General features: G+C 37.5%; 15 protein-coding genes. 9 read left to right on the plus strand and 6 right to left on the minus strand.

Annotation, left to right across the window (positions count from 1 at the left end; translation table 11 throughout):
* Positions 1–25: 25 nt before the first annotated feature.
* Positions 26–1,093, plus strand: coding sequence for a glycerate kinase (locus CD152_RS04695; RefSeq protein WP_157820765.1), 1,068 nt, complete (start codon positions 26–28; stop codon positions 1,091–1,093).
* A 77-nt stretch (positions 1,094–1,170) separates the two neighbouring features.
* Here the strand turns inward: CD152_RS04695 and pepT are convergent, their stop codons facing one another.
* From pepT to CD152_RS04720, 5 genes are all read right to left on the minus strand, one after another.
* A complete protein-coding gene (gene pepT, locus CD152_RS04700; RefSeq protein WP_012656399.1) occupies positions 1,171–2,394 on the minus strand; it encodes a peptidase T in 1,224 nt (407 codons plus the stop codon).
* A gap of 107 nt (positions 2,395–2,501) precedes the next feature.
* A complete protein-coding gene (locus CD152_RS04705; protein WP_086038256.1) occupies positions 2,502–2,966 on the minus strand; it encodes a threonine/serine exporter family protein in 465 nt (154 codons plus the stop codon).
* Positions 2,963–3,733, minus strand: coding sequence for a threonine/serine exporter family protein (locus CD152_RS04710; protein ID WP_086038258.1), 771 nt, complete (start codon positions 3,731–3,733; stop codon positions 2,963–2,965). Before CD152_RS04710 ends, CD152_RS04705 begins: the two co-directional genes overlap by 4 nt.
* 13 nt (positions 3,734–3,746) lie before the next feature.
* Positions 3,747–4,811 (minus strand): GGDEF domain-containing protein GdpS, encoded by a 1,065-nt coding sequence (gdpS, locus tag CD152_RS04715; RefSeq protein WP_086038260.1) that lies wholly within the window; start codon positions 4,809–4,811, stop codon positions 3,747–3,749.
* Positions 4,812–4,825: 14 nt separating this feature from the next.
* Positions 4,826–5,683, minus strand: a complete 858-nt coding sequence (locus CD152_RS04720) for a YitT family protein (RefSeq protein WP_086038262.1) — start codon at positions 5,681–5,683, stop codon at positions 4,826–4,828.
* Between the two features lie 190 nt (positions 5,684–5,873).
* Here CD152_RS04720 and CD152_RS04725 point away from each other — a divergent pair, with 190 nt between their 5' ends.
* On the plus strand, positions 5,874–6,920 hold the full coding sequence (locus CD152_RS04725) for a glycosyltransferase family 4 protein (RefSeq protein ID WP_086038264.1): 1,047 nt from the start codon (positions 5,874–5,876) through the stop codon (positions 6,918–6,920).
* Positions 6,921–6,933: 13 nt separating this feature from the next.
* On the opposite strand, the gene CD152_RS04730 is transcribed toward CD152_RS04725, so the two are convergent.
* Positions 6,934–7,572 carry a YigZ family protein gene (locus CD152_RS04730; RefSeq protein ID WP_086038266.1) on the minus strand — a complete coding sequence of 213 codons (639 nt, stop codon included), beginning with the start codon at positions 7,570–7,572 and terminating at the stop codon, positions 6,934–6,936.
* A 133-nt stretch (positions 7,573–7,705) separates the two neighbouring features.
* On the opposite strand from CD152_RS04730, the gene CD152_RS04735 reads away from it, so the two are divergent.
* From CD152_RS04735 to cccB, 7 genes are all read left to right on the plus strand, one after another.
* Entirely contained in the window at positions 7,706–8,557 is an 852-nt protein-coding gene (locus tag CD152_RS04735; RefSeq protein ID WP_012656406.1) for a DegV family protein, read from the plus strand.
* Positions 8,558–8,622: 65 nt separating this feature from the next.
* Entirely contained in the window at positions 8,623–9,840 is a 1,218-nt protein-coding gene (locus tag CD152_RS04740) for a DEAD/DEAH box helicase (RefSeq protein WP_169926162.1), read from the plus strand.
* The gene (locus CD152_RS04745) at positions 9,815–10,495 is read left to right on the plus strand and encodes a ComF family protein (protein WP_103214457.1); all 681 of its coding nucleotides are present in this window, start codon (positions 9,815–9,817) and stop codon (positions 10,493–10,495) included. Before CD152_RS04740 ends, CD152_RS04745 begins: the two co-directional genes overlap by 26 nt.
* A gap of 64 nt (positions 10,496–10,559) precedes the next feature.
* Positions 10,560–11,120, plus strand: a complete 561-nt coding sequence (gene hpf, locus CD152_RS04750) for a ribosome hibernation-promoting factor, HPF/YfiA family (protein ID WP_012656409.1) — start codon at positions 10,560–10,562, stop codon at positions 11,118–11,120.
* Positions 11,121–11,293: 173 nt separating this feature from the next.
* Positions 11,294–13,822, plus strand: a complete 2,529-nt coding sequence (secA, locus tag CD152_RS04755; protein ID WP_086038274.1) for a preprotein translocase subunit SecA — start codon at positions 11,294–11,296, stop codon at positions 13,820–13,822.
* Positions 13,823–13,828: 6 nt separating this feature from the next.
* Positions 13,829–14,930, plus strand: a protein-coding gene (gene prfB / locus CD152_RS04760; protein ID WP_232237398.1) for a peptide chain release factor 2 whose coding sequence is annotated in 2 segments (ribosomal slippage) — positions 13,829–13,900 and positions 13,902–14,930 — 1,101 coding nt in all. Because the reading frame shifts where the segments join, the coding sequence is not laid out codon by codon here.
* A gap of 75 nt (positions 14,931–15,005) precedes the next feature.
* Complete coding sequence (cccB, locus tag CD152_RS04765) at positions 15,006–15,317, plus strand: cytochrome c551 (protein ID WP_012656412.1); 312 nt, start codon at positions 15,006–15,008, stop codon at positions 15,315–15,317.
* Positions 15,318–15,478: the final 161 nt, after the last annotated feature.

The raw sequence follows: 15,478 nt of genomic DNA on the forward strand, positions 1-15,478 counted from the left end.
TAGTTATTTATTTTTGGAGGAAACAATGAAAATATTAATAGCGATGGATACTTTCTTTACGTTATATTCTCAATATGCGAATCAGTATGTATATGACGGGATAGAAATAGAAGATGCAAATGTAGTGATGGTACCATTATTTGAGAGCGATAACAATATGATTGATGCCCTGCTTACATGGGAAAAAGGAGCGAAACTCTCACGACAAGTTTATAATGGTGATCTGGTTGAAAAAGATATTCAAGTTGCACGCATTGTTCATGACACAATGCTGATTGATGCGGGACAGTTCTTAAATAGCGAAGTGCCTGAAGAAACTTCAAGTTACGGACTTGGCCAGATGATAATAAATGGTGTGGATATGGGAATAACATCGTTTATTATCTCATTAGGAAATGTTAACGTATTCGATGCAGGTGCTGGGATGCTACAGGCACTAGGTGCTAAGTTCTATGATCGAGAGCAGCGATTGATTGAACATGTGATGCATCAAGGGCTGCTTAAATTTGTACGTTACATGCATTTTGATGATATGGATTCAAGGTTAAAACATGTGAACTTCAAGATTATTTCTGACCATGAATATCATAATTATGGAAAAAAAAGTCAAATTAGTGTTCAGGACCATGCTTTTGACGTTAAACAACGAGTAGATAATAGTATATGGTATATGCTTCAGCAATTTAAAAAGCACGGCTTAGATTATACATGCTCTCCATATGGAGGCGATGGTGGAGCACTTAGAACAATCTTTGAACAATATTTTAAAGCAGATATCAGAACTTCCGCACAGCTCATCTTTGAACGAACGCATATTGAAACGTTATTAGAAGAAGCAGATATGATTATTTATGGTGGAGGAAGTAATGAAGAGACATCAGGCTCATTGATTGTCAGTGAAATCAACAAACGTATCGACAAAAGTAAGCAATATATCTATCTTTCTGCAGGTAAACAATTTCTTCCTCCGCATATAAAGGATAGTGTCGTACCATTAAATGTCTATCCAGAAGTTACTGAGCATACAGAAGATATACAGATTGGATTACAGTTACAGCAAGCGATTCAAAGTATCATGAAATTAAGTAAGTAATATAAGACCCGAATAGTGTAGACATAAATTATGCCTGCATTATTCGGGTCTTGTTATAGTGATGAAGATGTGGATGCTTAAGCCTTCTCTTCAAACTTCTGTAATATACCAACGATATTCATAACAGCACGTTCCATGTCATCGACAGAGACATATTCATATGGGCCATGATAATTTTCTCCACCTGTAAATAAGTTTGGTGTAGGTAAACCCATATATGATAACTGGCTACCATCAGTACCCCCGCGAATCGGTTCGACAATGGGTTCGATGTTTAATGATTTCATTACTTCAAGGGGGATATCTATAAGCTGTGGATGAGGTGTGATTTTCTCGCCCATATTGTAATACTGATCATTAATCTCGATATGCGCAGCTTGTTCTCCATATTCGTTCTGTATTGATGTTATGATTTCATGCATCTTTACTTTACGTGCTTCAAACTGCTCACGAGAATGGTCTCTTATAATATATGAAAGTTGTGCACGTTCAACATTTCCGTTCAACTCCATCAAATGGAAGAACCCTTCATAACCTTCTGTATGTTCCGGTACTTCATTTGCCGGTAAAGAAGACTGGAAGCGTACTGCAAGGTTGAGCGCATTAACCATCTTATCTTTAGCGCTTCCTGGATGCACATTTACCCCGTTAAACGTAACATTGACGCCTGCTGCATTAAAACTTTCATATTGCAGTTCTCCACGACGGCCTCCGTCGATCGTATATGCGAAATCACAAGCAAAACGCTCTACATCAAATTTATGTGGTCCACGTCCGATTTCTTCGTCTGGAGTAAAGCCGAAACGAATTTTGCCATGTTTGATCTCAGGGTGGGCAATCAAGTATTCTATTGCTGTCATAATTTCAGCGATACCCGCTTTGTTATCTGCACCAAGCAATGTAGTGCCATCAGTCGTAATTAATGTGTGTCCTTTGTAAAGAGAGAGTTCTGGAAACTTTGCTGTTTCAATCTTAAGACCACTCTTTAAAGTGATATCATTCCCATCATATGACTGAATAATCTGTGGATTAACGTTTGTTCCGGTGAAATCTGTAGCGGTATCTACATGAGCTAACAGACCAATAACAGGAACATCTTTATTAGTATTTGATGGTAATGTTGCAAATAAGTAACCATATTCATCGATATCCGTTTCAAGCCCTAATTGCTCTATCTCCTGTTTAAGCTGATTAAGAAGATTCCACTGTTTATCTGTTGATGGTGTTGTTGTGCTCGAAGCATCAGATTGCGTATCGATAACAACATAAGAAGTAAGTCTATCAATTAATTTTTCTTTCATCTGTATTCCTCCTGTCTTCATTATTATTATTCTATACTTAAAATGAATATGTGTCATGAATAAACTACGAAATCCGAAAGAAAAAAACTAGGAACATTTATCTAATGTCAAATGTTCCTAGTTTTTTTATTCTTATGTTGAAAATGCATATACATTTTCATAGTCGTTAAAAACAGCATTTCTGCAATCAATAGACCAAATGCAATTGCCCCAGAAGATAATGTCGCCTGACTACCTTTAATAATTGCTTCACTAAAATCAGAGATAATCAGGTTCTTTGTTGCATCGTAAGCGACACCCCCGGGGACGAGTGGTATGATACCTGATACATTAAAGATGATGACAGGACGCTTGTAGATTCTTGCAAGGATATGTGCACATAGACTAAGGGCGAAGCTTCCAAGAAAAATGCTTACAGCATCAGATAATCCGTTTGAATTCGCAATATAGTAGACAATCCAGCCGATGGCGCCAACAAAACCACAGGCAATAAGTAATTTTCTTGGCGCATTAAAGATAATCGAAAAGAACAAAGTCGCGAAAAAACTGATGAAGGCCTGAAAAATAATCATATTGTACCTCCGAAGATGATAAAGATTACGCCAACACCTGCACCAATTGCGAAAGCGGTAAGTGCCGCTTCCACACCTTTAGTAATGCCGGCAATGAGCTGACCTGCCATCATATCACGAATTGCATTTGTAATCGGAACCCCTGGTACTAGAGGCATAACACCCGCTATGATGATTTTATCGAGCGATTCACTAAAAAAATACTGCACACATGCGATAGCGATTAGAGCAATCACGACTGAGCCTGCAAACTCAGCAAAAAAACGAATCTTAAAATATGCTCCTATGCGCTCACAGATGTAATATCCAGCGAGCCCGCTGATAAATGCAGGTATTGCATCAGACGGACTGCCGTCAAACATAAACAGAAACAGCAAGGATACGATACCTGAAGATAAGACTTTAAGCCAGAATTTGTATTGAAGATTTGCTTTATCTAGTATATCGAGTGCCATCTTCGCTGATTCTAAAGAGACTTTTCCTGATGTAATCGCTCGTGAGATTTCGTTGACTTCTGAAATCTTTTCGAGGTCAGTAGTACGGTCTGATACACGATATAAGCGTGTCGAACTTTTTTCGTTAAGAGAGAAGATGATCGCAGTTGGTGTTACAAAACTATGCGTGTTATGAAGTCCGTAAAATTCTGCGATTCGCGTCATCGTATCTTCTACACGATAAGTTTCCGCCCCTGCTTCGAGGAGGATTCTACCTGCAAGCATTGCAACATCTTTTACTTTTTGTTCATCGTAAAGTTGGTTTGAAAGCATCTTTTTCTCCTTTTTACTTAATGATAGGATTGAACATAATCGTATTTACGCCTTGGTTTTTGGCAGCATGCAACATTTCATCTGCTTCTTTAAAGATTTTACGATGTGTCTTGATTTCAGATCTTGGAATATATCCGACTCCGATTGTTACTGTAAGATGAATCGTTTCTCTATTTTGCAGGTGGAACGTAGAGTTTATTACGCCATTTTTTATACTCTCTGCGATCTTTACTGTATCATTTAATGATTTGTCATTAAAGATAACGGAAAATTCTTCGCCGCCATTTCTGAAGATTTTAGATTGATCAGGAACATAGTTGTTTAGAACTTGCGACATTTGTTTTAATACTGCATCTCCAGCATCATGACCAAACTTATCATTGACTTCTTTAAAGTCATCAATATCGATAAGTAATAGTGAAAGTGACTGTTTCTGCTCTGAGGACTGGCGGCTGATGATATTTAGATATCTGTCAAAGGCACGCACATTTCCTAAGCCGGTTAAATAATCCACGACATGTTCTTTGTTGAAGCGACTCAGCATTTTCTGTACACGCCATATATCCACAAACATCACGCTCGAACTTAAAGAAAGAATGAAACTGGAAATAATCAAAAGTATCATCTCATTAATGATAAATGTCTGTTTAATCCAGGTGTATACTGCGATGATTAAGACACTGATTAAATTCAGCACTAGAATGGCTTGTATGTCCTGTAATTTGATAAATGGTCCGACCATGCTCACTACAGTAGCGATGATCAGCAAATAGAGCGAAGAAGGAAATGACGTTCCTAATAGATATAGATCTACTACAACAATAATGCATGCACTTAAAAATGTATAAAAAAAGTTTGTATATCTACCGAGAAAAAGTAGAGGAACAAAGGCAAGGTTGAACGAAATTTCTTTATAGCCAATCGGATATGTCAATAACAGTATAGCGATAATGGTCATGAGTAGTGCGATATAAGGTTTCTTGAAGACGATTTCCCTATCTTCAAAAAACTGAATTCTATGGAATAAGTAAATACCACTGACAGTTACAGCGATATTATAGATAATTGCTTCAATCATATTTACTCCCCTTCCTATTTTGAGCGGTATATTTTTGCAGTGCTGAACCCTCGTCCTATTATTTCAGAAGTATTAATAAAGATTACGAAAGAATCTGGCTCTTCTTCTGTTATCAGATTTTTAAAATAAATTGCTTCTGTTTGTTCCATGACAGAAAACAATATGGTTTTACCATTGCGGTCAAAACCGCCAAAGGCATTGACAGAGGTTACACCACGTTCAATTTTATTGTGAATAATATCTATTACTTGTGTTTCCTTTGAAGTAATGATAAAAACAAGTTTGTTGTCACCAGTTCTAAGTTGAACGATATCTATTACTTTACTTGTAACGAATATAGAAATTAACGCATATAATGCAAGTTCGAAATTAAATACGAAAGCACTGAAAATTACGACAAATGCATCGACAACGAGCTGTGCATATCCACTTGATAGACCGCTATACTTTTTGACGATCTGAGCAAGGGTCGCTGTTCCACCTGTAGAACCGTTTCCTCTATAGACAAGTCCAAGTCCGATACCGAGCACGATACCACCATAGAGTGAAGATAATAATGCATCTTTAGTGCCGTATTGTACAATATCTTGTGTTAAAAAAATTGTAAGTGGCACGATAAATGTTGCAATTAAAGTCTTCAGGCTAAACGAACGGCCTAATGTGAACCAACCAATTATAAAAATAGGTAAGTTGAAGATAAATTGCACAAGCGAAGGATCTGAGTGGAAGAGGTGATTAAGTATCGTACTTAAACCTGAAATACCACCTGCAGCAATCTTGCCAGGTAACAAAAATAGATTGTAGCTTATGCCTACAATAATTGACCCGATTAAAGTATAAAAAATATCCATTATCGTTCTGTTCAATTGCATACTATCCTCTCCATCCTTTAAAAAATAAGCAAAGCAAGATGCTTTGCGTAAATAATTTTATAATCAGACCTTAACCGTATTATTATGAAATAAATAAAATGCATAGTCAATTGTTACTTATTATATAAATTAATTGATAACATCATTAATTGTGATATTATTAAGAAGAATGAATTCAAGAGGTGTACACATGCTCACATTAAAACTAATCATTATAACAGCATTATTCTCTTTCGTACTTACACCTATAATTATCAGATTTTCATACTTCATTGGCGCTGTCGATAAACCCAATTACCGTAAAGTACATACTAAACCAGTATCGATGCTGGGTGGGGTGATAATCCTATGTGCATTTTTGTTCGGTTTATGGATTGGACAGCCAGTTGAAAAAGAAATATATCCAATTATTATCGGTGCGATACTCATACAAATAACGGGCCTTATTGATGATTTTATTGATCTTCCGGCCATAATCAAGCTCATTGCACAAATTGGAGTTGCAACAATCGTCGTCTATCACGGAATTACGTTAGACTTGATTACTTTACCATTCGGTATCGTAATTGAATTTGGAATTTTTAGTATTCCGATGACAATACTATGGATTGTAGCTGTAACAAATGCGATCAATCTTGTTGATGGTCTGGATGGTCTTGCAGCAGGCGTTTCCGGTATTGCCTTAGCGACGATAGGGTTTATCGCCATTATTCAGCAGAATATATTTATCATGATGCTCTGTAGTGTACTTATCGGAGCATTACTCGGATTTTTGAAATATAACTTTTATCCGGCACGTATCTTTCTTGGAGATAACGGTGCGTTAATGCTAGGATTTATTATCGGTGTTCTTAGTCTGCTTGGGTTTAAGAATATCACGCTAATTTCTCTATTCTTCCCTGTCATCATCCTTGCAGTGCCGTTTATCGATATGTCATTTGCAATGATTCGTAGATATAGACAAGGCAAGCCGATCATGCAGGCAGATAAATCACATCTGCATCACAAATTACTGCAGCTTGGTTATACGCATCCTCAGACAGTGATACTCATTTATTCAATTGCAGCACTGTTTAGCGTTGCCTCAGTCATCTTATATCTATCCTCAGTGTGGGGTGCAATATTAATCGTTCTACTGTTGCTTATCACGATTGAATTAATCGTTGAATTTACTGGATTGATAGATGATACCCATCAGCCATTACTCAACTTCATGCGCAGCATTATAAAGAAATAACATCTAGAGCATTCTAGATGTTATTTTTGATGTCAAATGGAAGCATCAGTTCAGATTTCACTTGGATAACCGGGAGGCCTTGTGTGAGTTCTGTAACAAAGTTAATGAATTCATCTTTATCTTCAGAAACAAGTTGTACGTCATATATCACTTTATCTGTATATGTTTGATTTATGATGATAAATTTGTCGTCGATGGCGTGTTCAAACTTTCCCGAGAGCTCATATGGTAATGTTACCTGAATAATCATACCGTTTTTATAGATTACTTTACCAGCTAGCTGAATCGCTTCAGACACCCTACCTTGATAAGCGCGGATTAAACCACCACTGCCAAGCTTGATGCCACCGAAGTAACGTGTGACGATGGCCACAACGTTATGGATGTCATTTTTCTTCAAAGATTCTAACATCGGTACACCTGCAGTACCACTAGGTTCTCCATCATCATTTGCCTTTTGAATCTGGTGGCTGTCACCGACTGTATAAGCTGAGCAATTGTGAGTAGCATCTTTATGCAATGCTTTTATCTCGTCTATCTTTGCCTTTGCCTCATCTTCGTTTTCGACTTTAAATAGATACGTAATAAATCGTGATTTATTAATCACTGTTTCTTGTTCAATATTCTGCTTAATTGTGATAAAGTTTTTCAAGTAGGTCACCTCTTTATATTATAATCATTATTTTAACAAAAATTTTAAAATTCTATCATATATCTTTATCCTTTATTTTTATTTATAAACTGTATAAAATATAAAATGGGATGTATTGGAATGGAGGGTGTAAATGAAAACGGCAATAATTACTGATTCAACGAGCTATCTTTCACAGGAAATGATTGATCGTTATGATATTCGCGTGATTTCACTGAATGTAATATTCAAAGACCAGGTTTTTGTTGAAGCTGAATATGCTCCAACGCAGTTCTACGAGCGTATGCGTTCTGAGAAACAGCTGCCTACGACAAGTCAGCCGACAACAGGCGAATATATAACATTATTAGAACAGCTGAAAACTGATGGTTATACGGATTGTATTGCGATACACTTATCAAGTGGAATCAGTGGAACATATCAGAATGCAATTACTGCAGGAGAGATGGTAGAAGGTATCAATATGTATGCCTTTGACAGTGAAATTGCGTGTATGGTAGCAGGTATGTATACACTTCGTGCAGCGGAACTTAAAGATGTATTATCACCAGAACAAATTATCGAAGAATTAAAGCTGATAAGAGCAGATTCAAAAGCTTATTTTCTGGTTGATGACTTGAAGAACCTTCAAAAAGGTGGGCGTCTTAATGGCGCACAAGCAATTATAGGAAGTATGCTGCAAGTAAAACCGATATTGCATTTTGAAGATAAGGTTATAGTTCCCTACGATAAAGTACGTACGAAGAAAAAAGCAGTGCAGTTCGTCCAGAATAAAATTAAACAAGAGGTGGCTGCGCCAGCTACAATTGTAGTCATACATGCCAATGCAGAGGAAGAAGCAGATGTAATCATACAGCATTTTAAATCTCACTTTCCAGAAGCAGATGTAATTAAAAGTTATTTCGGGCCTGTTATCGGCACGCATCTTGGAGAAAAAGCACTTGGTGTTGGTTATGTACACCATAAGTTCGAATTTTTTCAGTAAAGTCTTTCATATTATTATTAATTCAGCACACTTATTTAAGTGTGCTTATTTTTATGGAGGTCAATATGCTGCAACATATCACTGATAATGCTAATATTCCTTCTGTAATAACAAAAGGGAATAAATATCACTGTAACTATTGTTTGAACGATAGACAATATTCCTTTCATAGCTTTTACCACGAGGGAGTTGGGAAGGAGATTGTGTATTGTCGTACTTGTCTCTCTCATTATGCGACAACTGAGAACTTTATAGCACTTGAACCAAGCCTGAAGAAGGCGGAAGTTGTAACACTCCATCTCCCGTTCGAACTTACAGCCCAGCAAAAGCGTGCGAGTGATTATATTGTGAGACAGTTTCGTAAGAATCAAGATAGCCTGCTCTATGCTGTAACAGGTGCAGGTAAGACAGAGATGATGCTGCAGGCAGTTGTTGAAGCAAGAAAAGAAGGATGTAATGTTGCAATTACAGCACCGAGAACAGACGTGGTAAAAGAACTGGCACTGCGCATGCAAGAATATATGCCAGAAATACAGATTGATGTGCTGTACGGAGGTCATCAGGTGCTAACGGCAGGTCATCTCATCGTCACAACTGTGCAGCAGCTTATTCAGTTTAATGGACATTTTGAATTAATTATCGTAGATGAAATTGATGCTTTCCCGATGAACTATGATCCACGCCTGTTAAAAGTGCTTAAACGGGCTATGCATGAAAAAGGAACGATCATCTATCTGTCAGCCACACCACCTGCACATTTAATGAAACTACCTCATATCTATTTACCGTCACGCTATCATAATCGCCCCTTGCCGTTACCGAAACTTCGCTATTACAAAATTACGAGCAGGTCGTTAGAACAGAAACTCAAAAATATTGTTAATACGACGCTCATCTTCTTTAACGATATTAAACAAATGAAGAAATATTATGCTGCACTTCCTGAATCTCTACAAGCGGAGGGGACGATTGTTTACTCAAATGATGATGAACGCCACGATAAAGTAGAGGCCATTCGAAGTGGGGAATATCGCTTTATATTTACAACGACCATATTAGAGCGTGGATTTACGCAAGAGAACTTATCAGTCTGGGTCATCAATAGTGAACAGTTTACATGGGACAGTCTCGTACAAATAGCAGGCAGGGTCGATAGAAAAGGGGCAAGTATGAATGGAGAAGTCGTCTTCTTTCACGAAGGTCTAAGCAGCCATATGACGAAAGCAATACAAACAATTAAAAGGATGAATAAAAAGCATGATCAATCGATGTCTTCTGTGTGAAGCGCTGATACCACTTACCCTTACAGTTAATACATTATTCCATAAGCCGAAATTTTTATGTGAACAGTGTACTGCATCGTTTACGAAGATGGATACGAGACGTTGTGAACACTGTCATAAAAAACTTGCTGAAGATGAAATGGAATGCAGAGACTGTCTATTTCTTGCAAAACTAAATGTAAAAATAGAAAAAATTTATACCATTGCTGATTACACACCCTTTGTAAAATCTATGATCTTACAGTATAAAGGACTGGGTGACTATGTCCTCAGCAAGGCATTTGCTGAAATATTATTACACCATTACTCAGCATACTTCTTTAAAAAATATGATTATATCATCGCGATGCCGATATCAAAAATACGACTGCACGATAGAGGATTCAATCAAGTTGCTGCAATATTAGATGCAGCACAAATTCTCCATCAGGATGTGTTAGGAACGCAATATCGCGATAAGCAGTCCAGAATGACGAAGAAAGAACGCCTGCAGCAAACCAACGTTTTCTATATGAAACAACCGCTAAAAACAGGGGCGCGTATATTACTTATAGATGATATTTATACGACAGGTTTAACTGTACATCAGGCAGCAAGTGTATTATTATCCAATAAAGATTGTCGAGTAGAGGTGTTAGCGTTTGCAAGAGCCTGAATATTTGGTAAAATAGAGTTAGGAAGAAACATCATAAGAATAGTTTCAAAAGGAGCGATGCTTTATGTTTAGATTTGAAATTCATGGTGATAACATCACTGTAACGGATGCAATCAGAAATTACATCGAGGAGAAGCTTAGCAAACTTGAAAGATACTTCACGAACGTGCCGGAAGCGAATGCACATGTGAAGATAAAAACTTATCAAGATGGTAAATCTAAAGTAGAAGTTACGATCCCTCTTAAAGACGTGACATTACGTGCAGAAGAACGTCATAATGATCTGTATGCTGCAGTCAACTTAATTGTTGAGAAATTAGAGCGTCAAATACGTAAACATAAAACGAAAGTAAACCGTAAATTCCGTGAAAAAGGTGTGAAAAATGATATTTTCCCTGTATTGCCTGGTACTGAACCTGAAGAGGAAAAAGGGGATGAAATCGAAATCATTCGTTCTAAACAATTTGCTCTTAAACCGATGGATGCTGAAGAAGCTGTGTTACAGATGAACATGTTAGGACATGATTTCTTCATCTTCAACGATAGAGAAACAAACGAAACAAATATTGTCTACAAACGTAAAGATGGTAAGTATGGATTGATTGAGACGTCAGTTGAGCGATAGTAAGTGATGAAAGAAGCCGGAACTTGAGTTCCGGCTTCTTTCTTTATATGTCCTGTATTTTGCTATAGCTCAAGGCGCTTTTGTCATAACCTTTATATTTCAATTACAATTAAATACATGCTATAGTTATATGTTGTATACAAATGTACTTTGTAACTAAAGGAGAGAACACGATGGGATTTATTAAGAAGATGTTTGACGGCAACAAGAAGGAAGTAAAATCCTTGAGAAAAGTTGCTGATCAAGTGCAGACTTTCGAAGAAGAGATGAAATCTTTATCAGATGAAGCATTACAGAATAAAACGAAAGAATATCAAGTAGAACTACAAAAGATAGAAGATTATAAACAACAAGAAGCTTATTTAAATAAGATTTTACCTGAAGCTTATGCAGTAGTGCGTGAAGCATCACGTCGTGTTTTAGGAATGTTCCCTTTCCCGGTACAAATTATGGGGGGGACGGCAATTCATCGTGGTGATATTGCGGAGATGAGAACCGGTGAAGGTAAAACGTTAACGGCGACGATGCCGGTTTATTTAAATGCGCTTACAGGTCGTGGTGTACATGTTGTTACAGTTAATGAGTATCTAGCAAGTGTACAAGCAGAAGAAATGTCTCACCTATATAATTTTTTAGGGCTAACGGTAGGCGTTAATCTAAATAGTTTAACAACAGAAGAAAAACGTGCAGCTTATGCTTGTGATATTACATATAGTACGAACAACGAACTTGGGTTTGACTATTTGCGTGATAACATGGTGACATACAAGGAAGAACGTGTTATGCGCCCATTGAACTTCGCGATTATTGATGAGGTTGACTCAATCTTAATTGATGAAGCACGTACGCCTTTAATCATTTCTGGTCAAGCGGAGAAGTCGACGAGCATGTACATTCAGGCCAATGTCTTTGTTAAGATGCTTAAAGACGATATTGATTACACCTATGATGAAAAGACAAAAGGTATTCAGTTAACTGAAAATGGTATCGATAAAGCAGAACGTATGTTTAAGGTTGATAACTTATATGATGTGAAAAACGTTAACTTAATGCATCATATTAATATTGCTTTAAAGGCGCAACGCGCTATGTTAAAAGATATTGACTATGTTGTAGAGGATGGCGAGATTGTCATCGTTGATCAGTTTACAGGTCGTACAATGCCAGGACGTCGATTCTCTGAAGGATTACACCAGGCGATTGAAGCGAAAGAAGCGGTTGAAATTCAAAATGAATCTAAGACGATGGCTTCTATTACATTCCAGAACTTCTTCCGTATGTATAACAAATTATCGGGTATGACCGGGACTGCAAAAACCGAAGAAGAAGAATTATTAAATATCTATAATATGGCTGTTACGCAGATTCCTACTAACAAACCCGTACAACGTATTGATGGTGCTGATCTGATCTATGCTTCAGAAAAAGGGAAGTTCCATGCTGTTGTGGATGAAGTCATTCGTCGTCATAAAGAAGGACAACCAGTCTTACTAGGGACTGTGGCTGTTGAAACAAGTGAATACATTTCAGAGTTGCTGAAGAAAAAAGGCATACGCCATAATGTATTAAATGCGAAAAACCATGAACGAGAAGCTGAAATTGTGCAAAATGCAGGTCAAAAAGGTGCCGTGACTATTGCAACAAATATGGCGGGTCGTGGTACGGATATAAAGCTTGGAGAAGGCGTTAGAGAACTTGGTGGCTTAGCAGTTATTGGTACCGAACGCCATGAGTCTCGTCGTATTGACGATCAGTTACGTGGTCGTGCAGGACGTCAAGGAGACCCGGGTTATTCTAGATTCTATTTGTCATTACAAGATGAACTGATGGTTCGTTTTGGCTCAGACCGTATGTCTACGATGATGACAAAGCTCGGCATGAATGATGATCAGCCGATTGAATCTAAGATGGTGTCGCGTGCTGTTGAATCTGCTCAAAAACGTGTTGAAGGAAATAACTACGATAGCCGTAAACGTACGTTAGAATATGATGATGTATTGCGTAAGCAGCGTGAAATCATCTATGCGGAACGTAATGAAATACTTGAGAAAGATGACTGTTCAGATCAGGTGAAAGCAATGATTGAACAATCTGTGCGTCGTGCAGTGGACTATCACTTTACCGGTGATGAGAATGCACATGACTATGAAGCCTTTAAAAATTATGCAGAAGATATGTATTTGACAGAAGGCGCATTATCAGTTGAGGAGATTAGCCGACGCGATAACGAAGAAATCTATGATATCGTAATGAGTAAAGTTATGGCACAATATCAACATCAAAAAGAAGAATTGCAGGAGCAGTTCCATGAGTTTGAACGTATGATCATGTTACGTACGATTGACATGAAATGGACAGATCATATTGACACAATGGATCAATTGCGTACAGGGATTCATCTGCGTAGTTATGGTCAGATTAACCCACTTCGTGAATATCAGAATGAAGGATTAATTTTGTTCGATACAATGCTTGAATCTATTGAAGACGATGTTTCAAAATATATTCTGAAATCAATCATTGATAGAGGAGAACAAGTAGAACGAGAACAAGTCGGTAAAGGTGAAGCGATGGTTGCAAATGATGGCAAAGAAAAAGTGAAGCAACAGCCAAAGGTTAAATCAGAACCGGATATCGGTCGTAATGAACCTTGTCCTTGTGGTAGTGGAAAGAAATATAAAAATTGTCACGGAAGAGGGTAGATTGATTTGGAACAATTTGAAATAAAAAATACACTTGAAACATTAGCAGAAAAGATTGACAGTTTTAGGGGGTCTCTTTGACTTAGAAGAAAAAGAGACGAGTATTAAGGAATATGAAGAGATGATGGCTGACCCGGATTTCTGGAATGATGGAGATAAGGCTCAAGATATCATCAATAAGAATAATGCTCTAAAATCAGTTGTTCAGGAGTTTAGTACACTCGAAGAGGGGCTGGAAAACAGCGAAGTCCTGTTTGAGATGTATAAAGAAGAATCAGATGAAGACACACACCAGGAACTCATTGAGCAGCTCAATACACTTCAGCAAATTGCAAATGACTTTGAACTTAAGATGTTACTGAGTGGAGAGTTTGATGCGAATAATGCGATATTAGAACTGCATCCAGGTGCTGGTGGTACAGAATCACAGGACTGGGGAGAAATGCTGTTAAGAATGTATCAACGATTTGCGGATAAAAAGGGTTTCAAAGTTGAAACTGTAGATTATCTGCCGGGAGATGAAGCGGGGATTAAAAGTGTGACCTTACTGATTAAAGGACACAATGCTTACGGCTATTTAAAGGCGGAAAAAGGTGTTCATCGTCTTGTAAGGATTTCTCCATTTGATTCATCCGGACGTCGTCATACTTCATTCGTCTCATGTGAGGTTACACCAGAATTTGACAATGACAATATTGAGGTTGAAATTAATTCAGAAGACATTAAGATTGATACGTATCGTGCCAGTGGGGCTGGAGGTCAGCACGTTAATACAACGGATTCAGCCGTGCGTATTACCCATCAGCCGACGGGTATTGTAGTAACTTGTCAGAATGAACGTTCTCAAATAAAGAATAGAGAGCAAGCAATGAAGATGCTTAAAGCGAAGCTATATCAAAAGAAAATAGAAGAACAAGAAGCAGAACTTGCAGCCATTCGTGGTGAACAAAAAGAGATTGGCTGGGGAAGCCAGATTCGTTCATATGTATTTCACCCGTATTCTATGGTAAAAGACCATAGAACAAACGCTGAAACCGGAAATACAAATGCTGTAATGGATGGCGATATAGATTTATTTATCGATGCATACTTAAAGAGTCAGCTGTAACATTATTTTATAAATTTTCCTTTTTTATGAATTATAAGTTATAATTATAGTAATCATATATTAGGGGGCTGACCAATGAAAAAATTATATGCAGGTATCATTGCTTTATCAGTATTAGGTCTTGCAGCATGCGGATCAGATGAAGCGGAGAAGAAGACAACTTCATCTGATCCAGGACAAGAAATTTATGCAAATAATTCCTGTGTCGGGTGTCATGGACGTAACCTTGAAGGTGGGAGCGGGCCAAATCTGCAGAAGGTAGGCAGCAAATACTCTGAGCAGCAAATTCATGACATCATTATCAAAGGTAAAGGGAATATGCCGGCAAAGGTAGTCGATGGCGAAGATGCAAAAAAAGTAGCAGCATATTTAGCAAAACAGAAATAATATGAAGTAGGTGGAACGCTTAACGTTTCACCTGCTTTTTTCGTTATGAAATGATATTTCTGAAAATTACGTTCTATGTTAGAGGCATAACGATTACATTACAAAAATATTACATTGGTAGATATTGTGTAGCGATATGGTATATTATGTCTTGTAGAAAT

It is taken from the genome of Macrococcoides caseolyticum, assembly GCF_002902665.1.
Lineage (GTDB): Bacteria > Bacillota > Bacilli > Staphylococcales > Staphylococcaceae > Macrococcoides > Macrococcoides caseolyticum.

What these genes read in the sequence shown, in the direction of transcription:
- CD152_RS04695 (WP_157820765.1), top strand. Translation starts at nt 26, where the DNA reads ATGAAAATATTAATAGCGATGGATACTTTCTTTACGTTATATTCTCAA.
- pepT (WP_012656399.1), bottom strand. Translation starts at nt 2,394, where the DNA reads ATGAAAGAAAAATTAATTGATAGACTTACTTCTTATGTTGTTATCGAT.
- CD152_RS04705 (WP_086038256.1), bottom strand. Translation starts at nt 2,966, where the DNA reads ATGATTATTTTTCAGGCCTTCATCAGTTTTTTCGCGACTTTGTTCTTT.
- CD152_RS04710 (WP_086038258.1), bottom strand. Translation starts at nt 3,733, where the DNA reads ATGCTTTCAAACCAACTTTACGATGAACAAAAAGTAAAAGATGTTGCA.
- gdpS (WP_086038260.1), bottom strand. Translation starts at nt 4,811, where the DNA reads ATGATTGAAGCAATTATCTATAATATCGCTGTAACTGTCAGTGGTATT.
- CD152_RS04720 (WP_086038262.1), bottom strand. Translation starts at nt 5,683, where the DNA reads ATGCAATTGAACAGAACGATAATGGATATTTTTTATACTTTAATCGGG.
- CD152_RS04725 (WP_086038264.1), top strand. Translation starts at nt 5,874, where the DNA reads ATGCTCACATTAAAACTAATCATTATAACAGCATTATTCTCTTTCGTA.
- CD152_RS04735 (WP_012656406.1), top strand. Translation starts at nt 7,706, where the DNA reads ATGAAAACGGCAATAATTACTGATTCAACGAGCTATCTTTCACAGGAA.
- CD152_RS04740 (WP_169926162.1), top strand. Translation starts at nt 8,623, where the DNA reads ATGCTGCAACATATCACTGATAATGCTAATATTCCTTCTGTAATAACA.
- CD152_RS04745 (WP_103214457.1), top strand. Translation starts at nt 9,815, where the DNA reads ATGATCAATCGATGTCTTCTGTGTGAAGCGCTGATACCACTTACCCTT.
- hpf (WP_012656409.1), top strand. Translation starts at nt 10,560, where the DNA reads ATGTTTAGATTTGAAATTCATGGTGATAACATCACTGTAACGGATGCA.
- secA (WP_086038274.1), top strand. Translation starts at nt 11,294, where the DNA reads ATGGGATTTATTAAGAAGATGTTTGACGGCAACAAGAAGGAAGTAAAA.
- cccB (WP_012656412.1), top strand. Translation starts at nt 15,006, where the DNA reads ATGAAAAAATTATATGCAGGTATCATTGCTTTATCAGTATTAGGTCTT.